The 17,403-nt window shown below is 37.2% G+C and carries 13 protein-coding genes; 8 read left to right on the top strand and 5 right to left on the bottom strand.

Annotation, left to right across the window (positions count from 1 at the left end; translation table 11 throughout):
• Window positions 1–138: 138 nt before the first annotated feature.
• Window positions 139–1,842: a M61 family metallopeptidase gene (locus tag ACQ7EO_RS06650; protein WP_434279182.1), complete on the top strand. Its 1,704-nt coding sequence runs from the start codon at window positions 139–141 to the stop codon at window positions 1,840–1,842.
• Window positions 1,843–1,920: 78 nt separating this feature from the next.
• Here ACQ7EO_RS06650 and uraH read toward each other — a convergent pair whose 3' ends face one another.
• Complete coding sequence (uraH, locus tag ACQ7EO_RS06655) at window positions 1,921–2,322, bottom strand: hydroxyisourate hydrolase (protein ID WP_004717057.1); 402 nt, start codon at window positions 2,320–2,322, stop codon at window positions 1,921–1,923.
• A gap of 554 nt (window positions 2,323–2,876) precedes the next feature.
• On the opposite strand from uraH, the gene ACQ7EO_RS06660 reads away from it, so the two are divergent.
• From ACQ7EO_RS06660 to ACQ7EO_RS06670, 3 genes are all read left to right on the top strand, one after another.
• Complete coding sequence (locus tag ACQ7EO_RS06660) at window positions 2,877–3,380, top strand: hypothetical protein (RefSeq protein WP_434279183.1); 504 nt, start codon at window positions 2,877–2,879, stop codon at window positions 3,378–3,380.
• 93 nt (window positions 3,381–3,473) lie between these two features.
• Window positions 3,474–3,977 carry a hypothetical protein gene (locus ACQ7EO_RS06665; protein WP_434279184.1) on the top strand — a complete coding sequence of 168 codons (504 nt, stop codon included), beginning with the start codon at window positions 3,474–3,476 and terminating at the stop codon, window positions 3,975–3,977.
• A gap of 256 nt (window positions 3,978–4,233) precedes the next feature.
• On the top strand, window positions 4,234–4,653 hold the full coding sequence (locus ACQ7EO_RS06670) for a hypothetical protein (RefSeq protein WP_239045238.1): 420 nt from the start codon (window positions 4,234–4,236) through the stop codon (window positions 4,651–4,653).
• Between the two features lie 73 nt (window positions 4,654–4,726).
• On the opposite strand, the gene lipA is transcribed toward ACQ7EO_RS06670, so the two are convergent.
• Complete coding sequence (lipA, locus tag ACQ7EO_RS06675) at window positions 4,727–5,740, bottom strand: lipoyl synthase (RefSeq protein WP_004717052.1); 1,014 nt, start codon at window positions 5,738–5,740, stop codon at window positions 4,727–4,729.
• A 202-nt stretch (window positions 5,741–5,942) separates the two neighbouring features.
• Between lipA and sthA the strand changes: the two genes are divergently transcribed.
• From sthA to ACQ7EO_RS06695, 4 genes are all read left to right on the top strand, one after another.
• Entirely contained in the window at window positions 5,943–7,358 is a 1,416-nt protein-coding gene (sthA, locus tag ACQ7EO_RS06680; RefSeq protein WP_004717049.1) for a Si-specific NAD(P)(+) transhydrogenase, read from the top strand.
• Between the two features lie 416 nt (window positions 7,359–7,774).
• Window positions 7,775–8,842 carry a 4-phosphoerythronate dehydrogenase gene (locus ACQ7EO_RS06685; RefSeq protein ID WP_303576252.1) on the top strand — a complete coding sequence of 356 codons (1,068 nt, stop codon included), beginning with the start codon at window positions 7,775–7,777 and terminating at the stop codon, window positions 8,840–8,842.
• Entirely contained in the window at window positions 8,839–9,813 is a 975-nt protein-coding gene (gene epmA, locus ACQ7EO_RS06690) for an EF-P lysine aminoacylase EpmA (protein WP_434279185.1), read from the top strand. Before ACQ7EO_RS06685 ends, epmA begins: the two co-directional genes overlap by 4 nt.
• A 195-nt stretch (window positions 9,814–10,008) precedes the next feature.
• The gene (locus tag ACQ7EO_RS06695) at window positions 10,009–10,575 is read left to right on the top strand and encodes a hypothetical protein (protein WP_434279186.1); all 567 of its coding nucleotides are present in this window, start codon (window positions 10,009–10,011) and stop codon (window positions 10,573–10,575) included.
• Between the two features lie 172 nt (window positions 10,576–10,747).
• Here ACQ7EO_RS06695 and ACQ7EO_RS06700 read toward each other — a convergent pair whose 3' ends face one another.
• From ACQ7EO_RS06700 to ACQ7EO_RS06710, 3 genes are all read right to left on the bottom strand, one after another.
• Window positions 10,748–11,989, bottom strand: a complete 1,242-nt coding sequence (locus ACQ7EO_RS06700; protein ID WP_056513573.1) for a multifunctional CCA addition/repair protein — start codon at window positions 11,987–11,989, stop codon at window positions 10,748–10,750.
• Window positions 11,990–12,102: 113 nt separating this feature from the next.
• Complete coding sequence (locus tag ACQ7EO_RS06705; protein WP_004717035.1) at window positions 12,103–14,373, bottom strand: NADP-dependent malic enzyme; 2,271 nt, start codon at window positions 14,371–14,373, stop codon at window positions 12,103–12,105.
• A gap of 137 nt (window positions 14,374–14,510) precedes the next feature.
• Window positions 14,511–17,372 (bottom strand): sensor domain-containing protein, encoded by a 2,862-nt coding sequence (locus ACQ7EO_RS06710; protein WP_434279187.1) that lies wholly within the window; start codon window positions 17,370–17,372, stop codon window positions 14,511–14,513.
• Between the last annotated feature and the right edge of the window lie 31 nt (window positions 17,373–17,403).

Genomic DNA, 17,403 nt, shown 5'->3' on the forward strand with positions numbered 1-17,403 from the left:
AACTTTGCGAATGCTATGCCTTTTTTGCACTCTTCGCTAGTCAGAATCGTAGACAATTGCGACTAAAATCGCCTGACTTTGTAAAAAAATGCTAATCTAATTGGTAATTTCTCACTGTCTATTTTCGAATATATATTTATGTTGCATTATCAGATTGAATTTGACGATTACCGTCAGCACCTCATTCATGTCACATTGCGCTTTCTGGCGAACCCTACTCAAGTTTTGTCACTTCCTACATGGATTCCTGGTAGCTATTTGATCCGTGAATTTTCTAAACATATCGAATCTGTGAAAGCCTATGATGAAGCAGGTCGTCAACTGCAAATTAATAAGTTTGAAAAAAATAAATGGCGTTTATATAACACCGACCATGAACTGATTACTGTTGAATATGATGTTTATGCCTATGACCTTTCGGTACGTGGCGCATATGTCGATCAAACCCGTTTATATGTCAATCCTGCTTGTGTCTGCCTAGGGTTGCAAGACCAAGAAGAATCAGCAATCGAAGTTGAAGTATTTTTACCTGAAGAATTAAAGCATTTTCAAATTGCCACAGGTTTAGAGTCTAGAAGCTTGGTGAAAGGGCGCTATACCTTAAAAGCCAACAATTATGCACAATTGATTGATGCACCATTTGAATTGGCGGATCAAACCCGTTTTAGTTTTGAAGCGAACGGGATTCCACATGAATTTGTGGTTTCTGGTCAGCATACAATGAATGCAGCGCGTATGAAGCAAGACCTTGAAAAAATTTGTAGTACAGAAATTTCAATGTTTGGTTCAGCACCTTTTGAAAACTATACTTTTATGACCATGGCAACTGGCAATAGTTATGGTGGTTTAGAGCATCCGAATAGTACCAGTCTGATTTCGCCACGTGATGATTTTCCTAAAGCAAATGAACCTGTAGAGCCTTCTGCGGATTATCAACGCTTCCTTGGGTTGTGTAGTCATGAATATTTTCATTCATGGTTGGTTAAATTTATCCGCCCTGAAAATTTTACAAATTACGATTTAGATCAGGAAGGCTACACCTCACTGTTATGGATTTTTGAAGGTTTCACCTCTTATTATGATGATTTGATTCTGTATCGCAGTGGTGTGATTTCTCAAGCATCTTATTTAAAGTTGCTAAAAGGGCAAATTGATCGTTATCTACAGAATCCGGGACGTTTTATTCAATCTGTTTCAGAGTCTAGTTTTGACGCTTGGATTAAATTTTATCGTCAGGATGAAAACTCAAATAATGCTGGAACCAGTTATTACAATAAAGGCTGTTTGGTTGCACTCAGTTTAGATTTGGGTCTACGTTTACGTGGTTCTAGTTTGGATGCGTTAATGCGCCGTTTGTATGAAAATACCCAAAAGGGTATGCAAGTCAATGAGCGTACGATTGTCGAACTGTGTAATGAACTGACTGGCGATAATTGGATCGAACAGATTAATCATTTGATTAATACCACAGATGAGCTACCACTGGATCAATTGTTCCCTGAATTTGGTTTGAGCTATAGCTTACAAAATGAAAAAGCACTTCCATTTGGTTTGAAAGTTGCTGAAAAAGCTGAGGGTGTCATCATTCAGCAAGCGCGTCGTGATGGTGTTGGCGCAAAAGCAGGTCTGTCTGCCAATGATGTGATCATTGCGATTGATGGTTTAAAAGCGTCTGAAAAACTTTTAAACCAATATGCAAAACAGCAAGGTCAATTTACGGTTTATGCATTCCGTCGTGATGAGTTTTTACAATTTGAGTTGCAAGGCGGCGAAGTTGCATTGACTACGGTTGAGTTGACTGTATTAGATCAAGCCAAAGCTGAGAAATGGTTAAAGGCTTAATTAAGTTGTGTACCCCAAAAAACCGATGTTAAAACACATCGGTTTTTTTTCGCCTAAAATTTAACGTGGTATGATCAATCAATTACCACGATATGTTGAATATCCATAAGGGCTAATCAACAGTGGAATATGATAATGTTCAAGACTTCCATCAATCACAAAAACCACAGGAACTTCTGGGAAAAAAGCACGTTGGTTATTTTGTTTAAACCATTCACCTGTTTGAAAAGTAACCTTATAAACACCTTTATCTAATACTTTGTTTTCAGGGTATAAGGATGAAATTCGCCCATTACTGTCTGTGCTTCCTTCATTAATTTTTACCCATTTATCTTTTTGTTGCGCTTCGAGAATGACTTTAACATTGCTTGAAGGTAAGCCATTTTCAAGATTTAATACATGTACGCTTAATGGGTTTTGGGCAAAACAAAGCCCAGAAAATAGGGTTGCTGAAATAGCTAAAGTTAATTTTTTCATCATCAATTTTTACTAAGACTAAAATCACTATGTTAAGGTCAAGTTGAGGTGTTGCCGTTAAAAAAATGTAAAATTATATTAATTGTTAAAATTTCATCAAGTGTCAGAATTAAAATAATTTTGATTTAACAATAAGATAGATAATTAAAATAATAGATAAAACAGTATCGTTAAGAGGTTTCTAAATGAAATGCTTAGGCTTGCAAACGAGCCAGTCTAAAAAACGATGCGTATTTTATTTAGATGCTTACATAAGTGAGAAACCGATTTGACTGGATAAATACTCTATAAAAATTTTGTCAGATTTAAACTTAGCTACTGTTCTTGGCGATTTATACGACTATTTATAATGTGATTCGAGACAGTCAAAAAACTGAATCAAACCTTAGCCTTGTGGTTTTTTAAATGCTATAGTCAAAGATTATTGTTAAGTTTTTATAAATAAAATATTAATCAACTATTTATAGTTGGTGCTTAAATCTAGTCCAGTATGTACTTTGTCGTGGTCTAACACGATGTGCGAATCATACATTCGATAGTGAGAAGGAAAATATAATATGAAAAAATCTCTTTTCAAAATTCCACGGATAGTTTTGTGTTGCGTTTTGCTATTGGCGACATCTGTTGCACGTGCAGATGGTACAGGCAAGCTACAGTTTTTATATACGGCTTATTTAGATGTACCTGCCTTAATTTCAAATATGCTTGCGTCCTGTGAGCAATTTGATCCTTCGACGAGAGTTGAGTTACAACGATTGTATGATCAGTGGAATCAAAAGCATGGACGTTATCAGAAAGAGTTGCAACAGCTCTTATTTAAGTTGCTTAGCGAACAAATGGGAGAAGCAAAAGCACAGGAGTTCATTGCCCACCTTAAAACAGAAGTTCAGAATGAGTTAGGAAGTCTGTATTTTCCGCAGAATCATACGTGGACTGACAATTGGTATTGCACAAAGGGACTACCTGACGAATTGACAGGAAAGGGCTTAATGTTGGATTACGCAGACTATGTAAAGGAACTCAAGCAGAATCTAGATGAACTTAAGCAGAAAGTAGAATAAAGACACACCATTGAATTTAGTCCTGTATGTGCTTGGTCGTGGCCTAACACGATGTGCGAATCATACATTCGACAGTGAGAAGGAAAATATAATATGAAAAAATCTCTTTTCAACATATCACGTGTATTTCTGTGTTGCGTTTTGCTATTGGCGACATCTGTTGTACGTGCAGATGGTACAGGTAAACTGCAGTTTCTATATACGGCTTATTTAGATGTACCTGCCTTGTTTCCAAACTCACTTGCTTCCTGTAAGCAATTTGATCCATCGACAGAGCCAGAATTACAGCGTTTGTATGATCAATGGTATCAAAAACATGGGCGTTATCAGAAAGAGTTGCAACAACTCTTATTTAAGTTACTTAGCGAACAACTGGGAAAAGCAAAAGCACAGGAGTTTGTTACCCACCTCAAAACAGAAGTTCAAAATGAGTTAGGGGATTTGTATTTTCCGCTGAATCATACGTGGACTAACAACTGGTATTGTACCAAGGAGTTACCTGATGAATTGACTGGAAAGGGCTTAATGTTGGATTACGCAGACTATGTAAAGGAACTCAAGCAGAATCCAGATCTACTTAAGCAGAAAGTAGAATAAAGACACTGCCCTAATTTTAAGCGGCTTTTTGATTTTGAAATCAGTCAAAGTCGCTAAGTCAGCAATGATTTATTTCAACCCAAATCTGCAACAACAGTAAAATGAGGTAAATAAGCTAAAGCGTCATCCATTTTTATATTCACGATTCCCAGTTAAAAGAAATCAACATATTTGTCATTAAACTTTCTAACTGTATATTTTAAAATCATCCAACAATAAATTTATTCTAAATTCATAATACAAAAGGGTAATGTCAATGAAAAAGCGTTTCTTAAAGCTCATCACAATTGCATGTGGTTTAGGCGTAGCTCCTCTTGGATTTGCTGCAAATTGTTCAAGTACAATTAGCAATAATGCTGTGGCAAACTTAACTGTCCCAGCAGGTGCAACATGTACTTTAAATAGTACATCTGTTGATGGAAATGTGAATGTGCTCAATGGTGGGAGTTTGATTTTAAATAATTCTTCAGTGAGTGGAAATGTGCAAGCCAATACAGCCAAAGTATTAAAGTTAGTCAATTCTTCTGTTGAGGGGGATGTGCTTGCAGGTCAAGTTTCGTCAACATTGAGTTTAAATAAATCCATGATTTCAGGAAATTTACAATGTTCCACACTGACGAAACTACAAAGCAGTATGAGCAGTGTTGAAGGTAAAACTACAGGGAAGTGTCGTTAAAGATTAAAAATATCTGTAAAAAAGCACTCAATATAGAGTGCTTTTTTGACGCTTAAATTTTTTGAACAATGATTTAAGCTTCGATGGCTTGTACCGCAATTTTTTTCGCAGGATCAACTTTACGGCGTACCACTGGAACAGGTTCACCATAATATTGACGATCTGCAAAATAGCTTGAACGAACCATTGGAGCAGCCCAGATATTTCTGAAACCAAGCTTGTGACCGTGTGCAGTATAACGCTCAAATTCTTCTGGTGTGACAAAACGGTCAATTGGTGCATGTTCTTTAGAAGGCTGTAAATATTGACCAATTGTCACATAATCAACACCGTGTGCATGTAGATCATCTAACAGGGCAATCACTTCTTCTTCGGTTTCACCAATACCCACCATCAAACCACATTTTGTTGGCACATCAGGGCAGTATTCTTTAAACATTTTTAATAAGTTTAAAGAGTGTTGATAGTCTGAACCCGGACGCATCGCTTTGTAGAGGCGAGGTACTGTTTCGATGTTATGGTTAAATACATCTGGTGGACATTCAGTCATGATACGCAGTGCAATATCCATACGACCACGGAAATCAGGAACCAATATTTCTAATAATGTTTTTGGACTGAGTTGACGCGCTTCTTGAATACAATCAACAAAATGTTGCGCACCACCATCTAAAAGATCATCACGGTCTACAGAGGTAATCACTGCATACTTTAAACCAAGATTGGCGATGGTTTCTGCCATATGACGAGGTTCATCAGGATCAAGTGCATTTGGACGACCATGTGCAACATCACAGAACGGGCAACGACGGGTACAAATATCACCCATGATCATAAAGGTTGCAGTACCACCACCGAAACATTCTGGAAGGTTAGGACAAGCTGCTTCTTCACACACAGTATGTAATTTTTGTGCACGTAAAGTGGTTTTGATTCGTTGAACTTCATCAGGCGCAGCCATTTTGACACGAATCCAGTCTGGCTTTCGTGGTGCTTCAACCGTCGGAATAACTTTTACAGGTATACGAGCAACTTTTTCCGCGCCACGTAATTTGACACCCTGTTCTGGTTTACGGTTCTCTGACATATTCAACTTTTCCACTGTTTTCTACGGGGGAGATTATGCTCATTATAGCGGAAATGCAAAAAGATAGGGCAAAAACACTATTCATATACTAAATGTCGTTATCACAGAATATATGCATGCGAAATACAGAAAATTGTTTTGGTTTAGGTCATAATATCGCATAAGACAAGAGATAGACTGAATTTACTATAAGGAGCTTTGAATGCCACGTAAGAAAGAAGTCGTTAGTGGGAAATTTGTGAAATACGATGCGGTCGTACTTGGCTCTGGTCCTGCTGGTGAAGGCGCGGCAATGAAGCTTGCTAAATCGGGTAAGCGTGTTGCAATTGTAGATATTCGTGAGCAACTTGGTGGTAACTGTACCCATGTCGGCACCATCCCAAGTAAGGCTTTACGTCAGACAGTTTCAAGTATTATCCGTTACCAACGTGATCCAATGTTTAAAAAAGTAGGGGATTGGAAACAATTCACTATGAAGCAAGTTTTGCGTAATGCGCATAAAGTGATTCAACAGCAAGTTGATACCCATTCACGTTTTTATGACCGTAACCATATTGATGTATTTCACGGTCGCGCATATATCCAAGATAAAAATACGGTGATTATTTTTAGCGAAGATGGTGTTAAAGAAACTTTAGTTTTCAAACAGCTTGTGGTTGCCACAGGTAGCCGTCCTTATCACCCACAAGGTTTAGACTTTAATCATCCGCGTGTATTTGATTCAGATAAAATTTTAGATCTGGATTATCCAATTCATAAAATTATTATTTATGGCGCGGGTGTAATTGGTTGTGAATATGCATCTATCTTTATTGGTTTAGACCATAAAGTTGACTTGATCAATACACAACATCAGCTGCTCAGTTATCTCGACGATGAAATTGCTGACGCGTTGTCTTATCACTTACGTGAACAAGGCGTGTTGATGCGTCACAATGAGCAAATCGATCATTTAGAAACGTTTGATGATCATGTGGTCTTGTATTTGCAAAGCGGTAAAAAAATTAAAGCTGATGCCATTCTGTGGTGTAATGGCCGTTCAGGAAATACCGATGGTTTAGGTCTTGAAAATGTAGGCATTACACCAAATAGCCGTGGGCAACTTGCGGTAAATGACCAATATCAAACCGAAGTTGAAAATATCTATGCGGCAGGTGATGTGGTGGGTTGGCCATCTCTTGCTTCTGCAGCATATGACCAAGGTCGTTGCGCTGGTTCAAATATGAGCGGCGAAGAAAATGTTAAACCAGTGAAAGATATTCCAACGGGGATTTATACCATCCCTGAAATTTCATTCTTTGGTAAAACTGAAAGTCAGTTAACTGCTGAAAAAATTCCATATGAAGTTGGACAAGCATCATTCCGTCATTTGGCACGTGCGCAAATTACAGGGGATACAGTTGGTGAACTTAAACTGTTATTCCATCGTGATACCTTAGAGTTATTAGGTGTGCATTGTTTTGGCAATAATGCGGCTGAAATTATCCATATTGGACAGGCGGTGATGCAAAGTGGAAACAATACCATTAAGTATTTTGTTGAAACGACATTTAACTATCCAACAATGGCAGAAGCCTATCGTGTTGCAACATTGAATGGTATGAATCGTTTGTTCTGAACAAATCTTCAGAATTAAAAACCCGTAAGTGATCTTGCGGGTTTTTTATGCCATATTTAGGGTCTGTTGACATTTCATAAATGGCTTGCGTTGTAGGTTAAAATTGAGCATGAGACGTATACGTCGTAAAGCATGAATGAGAATAGCGAGACTATTTTCGAGTTTCATAACGCAGACTGAGATAATTTTAACCACAACTCTTCGGGACTAGCGTGTTTTTTGCCGCTACGTCGTTATGAACTACTTATTTAGAATGACTAAATTTCGTATTTCGTGCCTAGTATCGCCTAAAAAACACACGTAGTCGCAAACTTAGACGAATTATCAACAGACCCTAAAGATTTGATGTATGAACTGCATAGTCTTAAGTGGTTCAAAGGTTTATCATAGCGGCAGTTAAACTTGTGGATGACGCTATGAAAATTGTTGCAGATGAAAATCTAGCATTTACTGAATATTTCTTTTCAGAATTCGGAACCATTCATCAAGCAGCAGGACGCAATTTGACTCATCATGATGTGAATGATGCAGATGCGTTATTGGTACGCTCTATAACAAAAGTCAATGAACAGTTGATCCAAGATACAGCACTAAAATTTGTCGGTAGTGCAACCATAGGGACAGACCATTTAGATATTCCAGCATTAGAAAAGCACCAAATCGCATGGTCAAATGCGGCTGGTTGCAATGCACAAGCCGTTGCAGAATATGTCATCACGGCTTTACTGCATCTCAATCAGGATTTTCTAGATTTAGGGAAAAAGTTTACTTTAGGCATTATTGGTTTAGGCAATGTGGGAACACGATTAGCATATATGGCTCAGTTGTTGGGCTGGAATGTCATTGGCTATGATCCCTTGGTACAACGAGAAAATGTTCAGCAAGTTGAATTTGACGCTTTATTAAAGAAAGCCGATGCGATCAGCATACATGTGCCTTTAACCCAAACAGGGCCGTTTGCAACACATCATTTAATCAATGCTGATGCATTGGCGCTAATGCAGCCTGAAACCATCTTAATTAATTCTGCGCGTGGTGCTGTTGTTGAAGAAGCGGCATTAATGGCAGATATCTTAAAAACACGTCGTAAAGTGGTGTTGGATGTATTTGAACATGAGCCTGAGATTTCACAGCGTCTATTGGATTTAATTACAATTGTGACGCCACATATTGCGGGTTACAGTCTGGAAGGTAAAGCACGTGGTACTCAGATGATTTATGACGCATTTTGTAAAACATTTGCCTATACCGCACATAAGAAATTTGAATCACAATTACCTGCATGTGAACAATATTTTTATGGCAATAACATTAAACAAACGCTAAAAAAATACTTAGCTGAAATTTACAATATTCAGCGAGATGATGAAAATTTAAGAGATTGCTTAAAGGACGGCAAGGTGGATCAAAAAGCCTTTGATTACCTTCGTAAAACTTATCCTTTGCGCCGTGAATGGGCTGCTCATGGAGGGCCAAAAGCATGAGCATAGATTTTAAACCAACATGTGATATTCAGGCGCTTAAAGCACGAGCAAAACTCTATAGGCAAATTCGCCAATTTTTTATTGAGCGTGATGTTTTAGAGGTTGAAACTCCGATCTTGTCTCAAGCGGGTGTAACTGATGTCCATCTGGCTTCCGTACAGGCTCAGCGTCATCTACATGGCAAACAACAAACGCATTATTTACAAACTTCACCAGAGTTTGCCATGAAGCGTTTATTGGCGAGTGGTAGTGGTGCGATTTATCAAATTTGTAAAGTTTTTCGAGATGATGAACATGGGCGTAAGCACAATAGTGAATTTACCATGTTGGAATGGTATCGTCCGCAATTCAGCTTGAAAGATTTGATGCTAGAAGTCACTGATTTATTGAATGTGGTTTTGGCTGAACGTTTTGGTGAAGTTCGACCAACCGTACTCAGTTATAAGCATGCATTTATTGATCGTTTGGACTTGAATCCACTGCAAGCAACTTTGCAACAATTAAAAGATGTGGCACACCGTGTAGGACTCAATCTGGATTTGGGTGATGATCGTTTGGCCTATATTGATTTGTTATTTTCTCATATGGTTGAGCCAAGTTTAGGCTTTGATACGCCGGTATTTTTAACTGATTTCCCCCCAGAATTGGCCTCGTTGGCAAAGACCAAACTGGATGAGGACGGTGAGTTAGTTGCTGCACGTTTTGAGCTCTATATTGAAGGGTTAGAACTTGCCAATGCCTATGATGAGTTAATTGATGCTGAGGTTTTGCGTAGTCGTTTTCAAGCAGATAATACTGAGCGTGAAAAGCTGGGCCTACATGTGATGCCAATCGATGAGTACTTGCTCGCTGCTTTACCGAATATGTCAGATTGTGCGGGTATTGCTTTGGGAATTGATCGTTTGTTAATGGTGGTGATGAACCAAATGAAGTTGGAAAAGGTGATTACATTTCCTGCGGATGTGTCTTGATTTGTAAAAAGCTTGATTCAACTGTGTGGGAATTAAAACATTATATAAACCTTTTGTTAGTTAAAGTCTGAGTGAACATAATTTTTAATTTATAAGATTTTGAATAAATTGAAATTCACTGTAAGTTATATCTATGCAAGAAATTTATTAGATAAATTTTATTTAATGTAGGTTTTTGTAATTTAGGGAAGAGTTATGACGAATAATTATTGGCACCGCTTTTTATATTTAGAAATAAAGTTAAAAGAATTGAGCAACTATATTCAAATAGACCAAAAAAATTTTAACGTTTTTTCTATAGAACTTATGTCTTTATATTTATCTACATGTTCTGAAATAGAAGCGATTTATAAAGCGATTTCCAACAAAATTGGACAAAGCTATAACTTTGATATGTTTAGAACTGATTTTTCATCGATTGCTGATAAGGACTTATTATTAGAGGAGGTTTCTTTTAGAAATAATTCATTAAAATTTAATCCATTTCGAGATATTGAATCAAAAAAACAAGGTCAATTCATTAGTATAAAGTGGTGGAAAGATCATAATCTTATTAAGCACAACAGGGAGCTTAATTTTGAAAATGCTACATTGGAAAACTTTCTTAACTCCTTGAGTGCTCTATACTTACTGAACTTATATTTTCAGTATATTAAAGAAAGTCAAACTAGTATATCTCCTATTCCAGAGCTATTTCAAACAAATAAATTTTATGTTGATATGAGAATTGGTGGAAAAGGTTTTGAATATCTTAAATTTTAGACTAAGTATTCAAAAAATATAGTTTTCACCATCAGGTTTAATGGAACTTTGAGAAATTTTCTTTGAATAATCTAACGCTTGTCTAAAATAGCATTAAAGCTTAAAACAATGATTATTTAATTGAGTGATCTACAGTTTGTTAAAACGCCTCTCATTACTGAGAGGCATTTTTTTATACCGTATGATGATGATGACCTAACTCATGCTTTAAATCAGCAATCGCTTCAATACGTTTTTGAATCAACATTTCACCGATATCTGGACCTTGAATATCTGAGGGTAAATCCGATGCTTTAATCGTGCGTACAGTTTTCATTGCATCTAATAGGTAATGCGCTTGTGGGTATTCGCGATTTTCTAAGCCTAAACGGCCTTTAGCATCACATTCACAGGCTTGCGCAAAAGCTTCGACCCGCTCAGGACGACGTAGCACATCTAAACGCTGTAACAAACGCCATAAGGTGCCTGCTTTTAAGGTAAAAGCCTGATGACATTTTAAATGTTCTTTACATACTGCTAGAGCAAGCTGTTTCGTTTGAGTAGGTACACGTAAACGATCACATACATCTGTGACAGGCTGAATCCCACGTTCTTCATGCATGATATGACGAGGTAATTCATCTTTTGGTGTTAAAGCTTTGCCTAAGTCATGTACCAATACTGCAAAACGAACATCTAAAGAATAATTGGCTTTACATGCTTGCTGTAAAGACATCAGTGTATGAATACCGCAATCAATCTCAGGATGATATTCAGGTCGTTGTGGAACGCCAAACAGGGCATCTATTTCAGGAAAGAGCACTTTTAATGCACCACACTCACGTAACACTTCAAAGTAAACATCCGCATGACGTTCCATTAAAGCACGAGAGGTTTCTTTCCAAACACGTTCAGGTGTCAGTGCTTCTAATTCGCCAGATTCAGCCAGTTGACGCATCAATGCAAGTGTTTCATCAGCAATGCGAAATCCGTATTGCGCATAACGAGCAGCAAAACGAGCCACACGCAGTACGCGTAAAGGATCTTCTGCAAAAGCATCTGAAACGTGGCGTAGGATTTTATGTGCTAAATCATCTTGTCCATGATAGGGATCATACACTTGACCTGCTTCATCCATCGCAATGGCATTGATGGTTAAGTCACGACGAATTAAATCCTCTTCTAAGGTGACATCTGGATCGGTAAAAAACTCAAATCCATGATAACCGTGTCCTGATTTACGCTCAGTACGGGCTAGGGCATATTCTTCTTTTGTTTGGGGATGTAAAAACACAGGGAAATCTTTCCCAACGGGTTGATAACCTTGGGCAAGAAGTTGCTCTGGCGTGGCGCCAACAACAACATAATCCTTTTCGTGATAGGGATGACCGAGTAAATGATCTCTAACGGCACCGCCTACTAAATAAACTTGCATGAAAAAACCTCTATTCTTACTGCCATCATGCATCAGAATAGAGGTTTTCTCAAGTACAGAACTTGAGTGATTGACTAAAGTTCTGCGGTATTGATGTTAAATTGACTTCAAGCTTAGCCTTCAGCTTGTTGAATCTCAGCAACGGTTAAAGCTGTCATATTAACTAAACGACGTGTTGTCGCTGTAGGTGTTAAAATATGCACAGGTTTAGCAGCACCAAGCAAGATAGGGCCAATAGTCACATTATTGCCTGATGTTGATTTTAACAAGTTGAATGAAATATTTGCCGCATCAAGATTTGGCATAATCAACAAGTTCGCTGAACCTTTGAAGCGTGAATTTGGGAATGCAAAATGACGAATATTTTCATCAAGTGCAGCATCTGCATGCATTTCACCATCTACTTCTAATTCAGGTGCGATTTCAGTCAAGATTTCAAATACTTTACGCATTTTTTGTGCACTTGGATCATTTTGATCTGAACCAAAGCTAGAATGCGAAAGTAATGCAACTTTTGGCGTCATACCAAAACGACGAACTTCTTCAGCCGCTAAAATAGTCATTTCAGCCAACTGTTCAGCAGTCGGGTTGGTATTTACATATGTATCAGCCATAAAGATATTGCGATCTTCAAGCATCAATGCATTAAGCGTAAAGAAGTTATTACGACCTTCTTTTAAACCAATCACATTTCTCACAAAGTCTAAATGGATATCATAACTTGCATAAGTACCGCATAGCATACCATCTGCAAGACCATGACGAACCAACATTGCTGCGATCAAGGTAGAACGACGACGTGTTTCACGTTGTGCATACTCAGGCGTTACACCTTTACGTTGCATCAAGTTGTAATAGTCATCTGCAAACTTATCGTAATCAGGATTTTTTTCTTGATCTACGATGGTAATATTTACACCATGTTCAAGACGTAAACCTAATTTCTTGATATTCGCTTCAATCACTGCAGTACGGCCAACTAGAATAGGTTGTGCCAAACCTTCATCAACTGCGATTTGAATCGCACGTAATACACGAAGATCTTCACCTTCCGCATAAGCAATACGTTTAGGCGCTGTTTTCGCTTGTGCAAAAATTGGTTTCATCATCAATGCTGAATTATAAACAAATTCAGATAGACGTTGACGATAAGCCGAGAAATCCGCAATTGGACGACTTGCAACACCTGAATCCATTGCAGCTTGTGCAACAGCAGGAGCAATTTCAAGAATTAGGCGTTGATCAAGTGGGCGTGGAATTAAGTAATCACGACCAAATGATGCAGATTTTTCACCATAAGATGCGGCATCCGCTTCAACATGTGCCATACGTGCAATCGCATGTACACAAGCAATTTTCATTTCTTCATTAATCGTCGTAGCGCCAACATCTAGCGCACCACGGAAGATATAAGGGAAGCAAAGCGCATTGTTTACTTGGTTCGGATAATCTGAACGACCAGTTGCCATGATTACATCTGGACGTACTTCATGCGCATGTTCAGGTAAAATCTCTGGATCTGGGTTTGCCAATGCAAAGATGATTGGATCAGCCGCCATGACTTTAACCATTTCTTTGGTTAAAATGCCTGCCGCAGAAAGGCCAAGGAACATATCGGCATCTGCAATCACATCTGCAAGTTGAGTTCCCTCAATATCTTGCACATAACGCTTTTTAGACTCATCCAAGCCTTCACGTTTAGTGGTCAATAAACCGCGTGAGTCAGCAACCACGATATTTTCTTTTTTAGCACCAATTGCACACAGCAAGTCTAAACAAGAAAGTGCCGCAGCACCTGCACCTGAAGCAACAATTTTGATTTCGTCAATTTTTTTGCCATTCAATTGCAAAGCATTGAGAAGGGCTGAACCTACGATAATTGAAGTACCGTGTTGGTCATCATGGAACACAGGGATTTTCATGCGTTCACGAAGCTTTTGCTCAATATAAAAACACTCTGGTGCTTTAATATCTTCGAGGTTAATACCACCAAAAGTAGGTTCTAAAGCCGCAACGATATCAACAATTTTGTCAGGATCATTTTCAGCAATTTCAATATCAAAAACGTCTACACCAGCAAACTTTTTAAATAATACGCCTTTGCCTTCCATTACAGGCTTAGATGCTAATGGACCAATATTACCTAGACCTAAAACGGCTGTACCATTACTGACCACTGCAACCAAGTTGCCACGAGCAGTATAAAGCGCTGCTTTTGAAGGGTCTTTTTCAATTTCTAAACAAGGCGCTGCCACACCTGGTGAGTAAGCAAGCGCAAGGTCATGTTGATTGACAAGTTGCTTACTTGGCGTAACGCTAATTTTTCCTGGTGTTGGAAATTCGTGATAGTAAAGGGCTTGCTGTTTTAAAGATTGATCATCCATCTGAATCTCGATTATTACATGTTCCAGCGAGGCTGGTGGTTTGACTAAATTTCATCGAATATAACATTTGTTGAGCGATACCGACAGTCAAAAAATAGTTATTTCAAACAAAGTAATAGATATAAAGTCTAAAAAAATTAACAAATCTTTATAAGTTTATGCTGTTCCAAATATTTTGTGCTGTCTGCAGATGACAATGCTTTGGAAAAGTAAAAGCCTTGTAAAATATAACAACCGTGTTTTTGTAAAAATAACGCTTGTTCTTTAGTTTCAACGCCTTCAGCGACCAAGGTAATGCCGATTGCATTGCCCATAGCAATAATCGCATTGACGATCGCTTCGTCTTTTTCTTGGCCAATTTTTGAAATAAAAGCGCGATCTATTTTTAAAATATCAAAAGGGTAACTGGTTAGATAAGCTAAAGATGAGTAGCCTGTTCCAAAATCATCCAAAGAAATCGAAATATGGCGATCTTTTAATTGTTGTAGAAGAAAATTGACTTCTTCTGATTTATCAAACAAAGACGATTCAGTCAGTTCTAGTTCAAGCATATCACCCGAAATATTATATTTTTTAAGGGCGTAGTCGATATCTTTGACTAACTGTCCACGGTAAATTTGTTGTGCAACAATATTAATCGATACCCTAAAATGATCAAAACCAAGGGATTGCCACTGCTGTATTTGCTTACAGGTTTCATGCAATACAATTAAACCAATATCTGAAATGAGGCTGGTTTCTTCAGCAAGCGGAATAAAAATGTCTGGCAAGATATAACCCAAAGTTGGATGTTGCCAGCGGACTAATGCTTCAAAACCATAAATACGTTGAGTTTTGACACAGATTTTAGGTTGATAATGTACGGTCAGTTCTTTGTGTTTTATGGCTTTTCTTAATTCGTTTTCTAGGTTGATCCCTTGATTGAGCAACGGCGTTTTTTTGTTTGAATAAAAATATACGGTATTTCCGCCTAAACGCTTGGCTTCGTGTAATGCTGATTCTGCATGACCATTGAGGCTGTCGAGCTGTAAGCCATGCTCTGGATATAGCGCAACGCCAATAGAAATGGTGATGGTTTGTTCTTGTTCTTTAACATCAAAAGGTTGTTTAAAGGCATCTAAAATATGTTGTGTATGTTGATGAATATTGATGTTATTGCTACTTAAATTATAGATCACTGCAAAATCATCATTATTTAAATAAGCGATCAGAGAGGCATTTGGACAACATAATCTTAATCTGTGAGCGACTTGTTTTAATAATTCATCACCTTCTTTATGGCTCATAAATTCATTGAATAATTTAAAACGGTCAATGTTGATGCGTAAAACCGCAAAATTTTTAAATGAATCAGAATAGTGAATTAAATAATTATGCAGTTGTTGTTTGAAATAAAAGCGATTTGGTAAATCGGTTAGGATGTCATAATGTTCTAAATACGAGAGTCGTTGTTCTTGTTTTTTACGATCAGTTAAATCGGTAATAATACCGACATAGTTGGAAAATTTATTTTTTTCATCATAAATTGCATTGATGTGTACCCAGAGTGCAAGTTTTTTTCCTGAGGTAAAATCAATCTGCAATTCAGACTCAAATTCTCCTTTTTGAATTAAACTTTGAGTAATCACATTATACATTTGTTGGGTACGAGAATTATTATTGATTGTGATATCAAATAGATGATTTCCAACGATATTGTGTTGTTTGTAATCTAAGAGCTTTTCAAAATAAGGGTTTACTTCTAAGTAGCATAAATTATTATCTAAAATGAAAACACCTTCAGCCACTTGTGCTAATACATTTGCGGCGAGTTTTAACTTTTCTTGGTCGGTCTTTTCTTTTTGAATGTCGCGTTGGATACCCACCATTCTAAGCGGTTTGTTATTGATATTCTTAGAAACCACTTTGCCAATGTCTTGAATCCAGCACCATTGACCATCTCGCTTAACACGGTAGATTGCCTCAAAGCGCTCAGTTTGGCCTTTGAGATGTTGTTTCAGGATGGTTTTATAATTGACAATATCATCAGGATGAACATATTCATCTACGCTATTGTGTTTTAAATTGAGTTGTTTGAATTCTGCACCGCTTTTTGAGTCGGAAATCTCAAAAGTTCTTTTTTCAATATTCCAGACCCAAGAGTGAATACCGGCGGTTTCATGGGCAAAAGCTAAGTTGGCCTGATGATTTTCTAAACGGTCATTCATTTGTTTAAAATCGAAAATTCGTTCTTTTACTTTTTGTTCTAATAAATGATTATGTAACTGCAATTCACTTTTCATGACCTGTGTTTTTGAGATTTCATTTTTAAGTTGTATTTCTAAGCCTTTATAATTTGCAAGTTGTTCTTGTGATTGCTTAAATAAAAACTTATTTTTCAGGTCTAATATTTCAGAATTAATATAAATTTTATGTGAAGCATAAGTGCTAAAGAATAATAAAGAGAACCAAACAATGAAAATAGTACTATAGATTTCATTGGTATTTTGAGGGAAAAGCAGAGGGAGCGTGAGCACCGGAATCGCAGATGGAACAAATAAAGCAATAAAATAACTAAATCTTTGATTGAGAAAATTCATTGCTAAAACATATGAAAAACTCAGCAAAAAGCTAGATAACAGAAATGAAAAAAATGGGTCAACCACATTTGGCATCATCATAAATTCTAAATTAATGATATAAACGCCAATCCCAAATAAGCTTCCTAAGATCAAGCAAGAAAACTGAAAAAAAAGATCAAGATGTTTAAATTCTTGGACTTTATTTTGTTGTAACAGATAGGTAGAGGACAAAAATCCCGATAATATAAATAAAATAGTCAGAATAAACCAACCGCTTAATAATTCAGAAGAAGTATTAAATAAGTAAATATAGATTAAAGCGTCACAGATACACGTAAAAAATACCCAAATAAAAAATATCCGGATATCTTTGGTTATCTTTCTGATGTTCGACGAATTCACATCATATGAAAGAAGCTCTTCCTGAACATCATTCATTAGCGCTTGCACCTCTGCTATTTTTAGAATG

It is taken from the genome of Acinetobacter sp. CE-15 (assembly GCF_051059255.1).
Lineage (GTDB): Bacteria > Pseudomonadota > Gammaproteobacteria > Pseudomonadales > Moraxellaceae > Acinetobacter > Acinetobacter guillouiae.

Bases quoted from the DNA above. Each gene is read 5' to 3' on its own strand.
- sthA (WP_004717049.1), top strand. From the start codon at position 5,943: ATGCCACGTAAGAAAGAAGTCGTTAGTGGGAAATTTGTGAAATACGAT.
- ACQ7EO_RS06660 (WP_434279183.1), top strand. From the start codon at position 2,877: ATGAAAAAATCTCTTTTCAAAATTCCACGGATAGTTTTGTGTTGCGTT.
- ACQ7EO_RS06705 (WP_004717035.1), bottom strand. From the start codon at position 14,373: ATGGATGATCAATCTTTAAAACAGCAAGCCCTTTACTATCACGAATTT.
- ACQ7EO_RS06695 (WP_434279186.1), top strand. From the start codon at position 10,009: ATGACGAATAATTATTGGCACCGCTTTTTATATTTAGAAATAAAGTTA.
- ACQ7EO_RS06685 (WP_303576252.1), top strand. From the start codon at position 7,775: ATGAAAATTGTTGCAGATGAAAATCTAGCATTTACTGAATATTTCTTT.
- ACQ7EO_RS06710 (WP_434279187.1), bottom strand. From the start codon at position 17,372: ATGAATGATGTTCAGGAAGAGCTTCTTTCATATGATGTGAATTCGTCG.
- ACQ7EO_RS06670 (WP_239045238.1), top strand. From the start codon at position 4,234: ATGAAAAAGCGTTTCTTAAAGCTCATCACAATTGCATGTGGTTTAGGC.
- ACQ7EO_RS06650 (WP_434279182.1), top strand. From the start codon at position 139: ATGTTGCATTATCAGATTGAATTTGACGATTACCGTCAGCACCTCATT.
- epmA (WP_434279185.1), top strand. From the start codon at position 8,839: ATGAGCATAGATTTTAAACCAACATGTGATATTCAGGCGCTTAAAGCA.
- lipA (WP_004717052.1), bottom strand. From the start codon at position 5,740: ATGTCAGAGAACCGTAAACCAGAACAGGGTGTCAAATTACGTGGCGCG.
- uraH (WP_004717057.1), bottom strand. From the start codon at position 2,322: ATGATGAAAAAATTAACTTTAGCTATTTCAGCAACCCTATTTTCTGGG.
- ACQ7EO_RS06700 (WP_056513573.1), bottom strand. From the start codon at position 11,989: ATGCAAGTTTATTTAGTAGGCGGTGCCGTTAGAGATCATTTACTCGGT.
- ACQ7EO_RS06665 (WP_434279184.1), top strand. From the start codon at position 3,474: ATGAAAAAATCTCTTTTCAACATATCACGTGTATTTCTGTGTTGCGTT.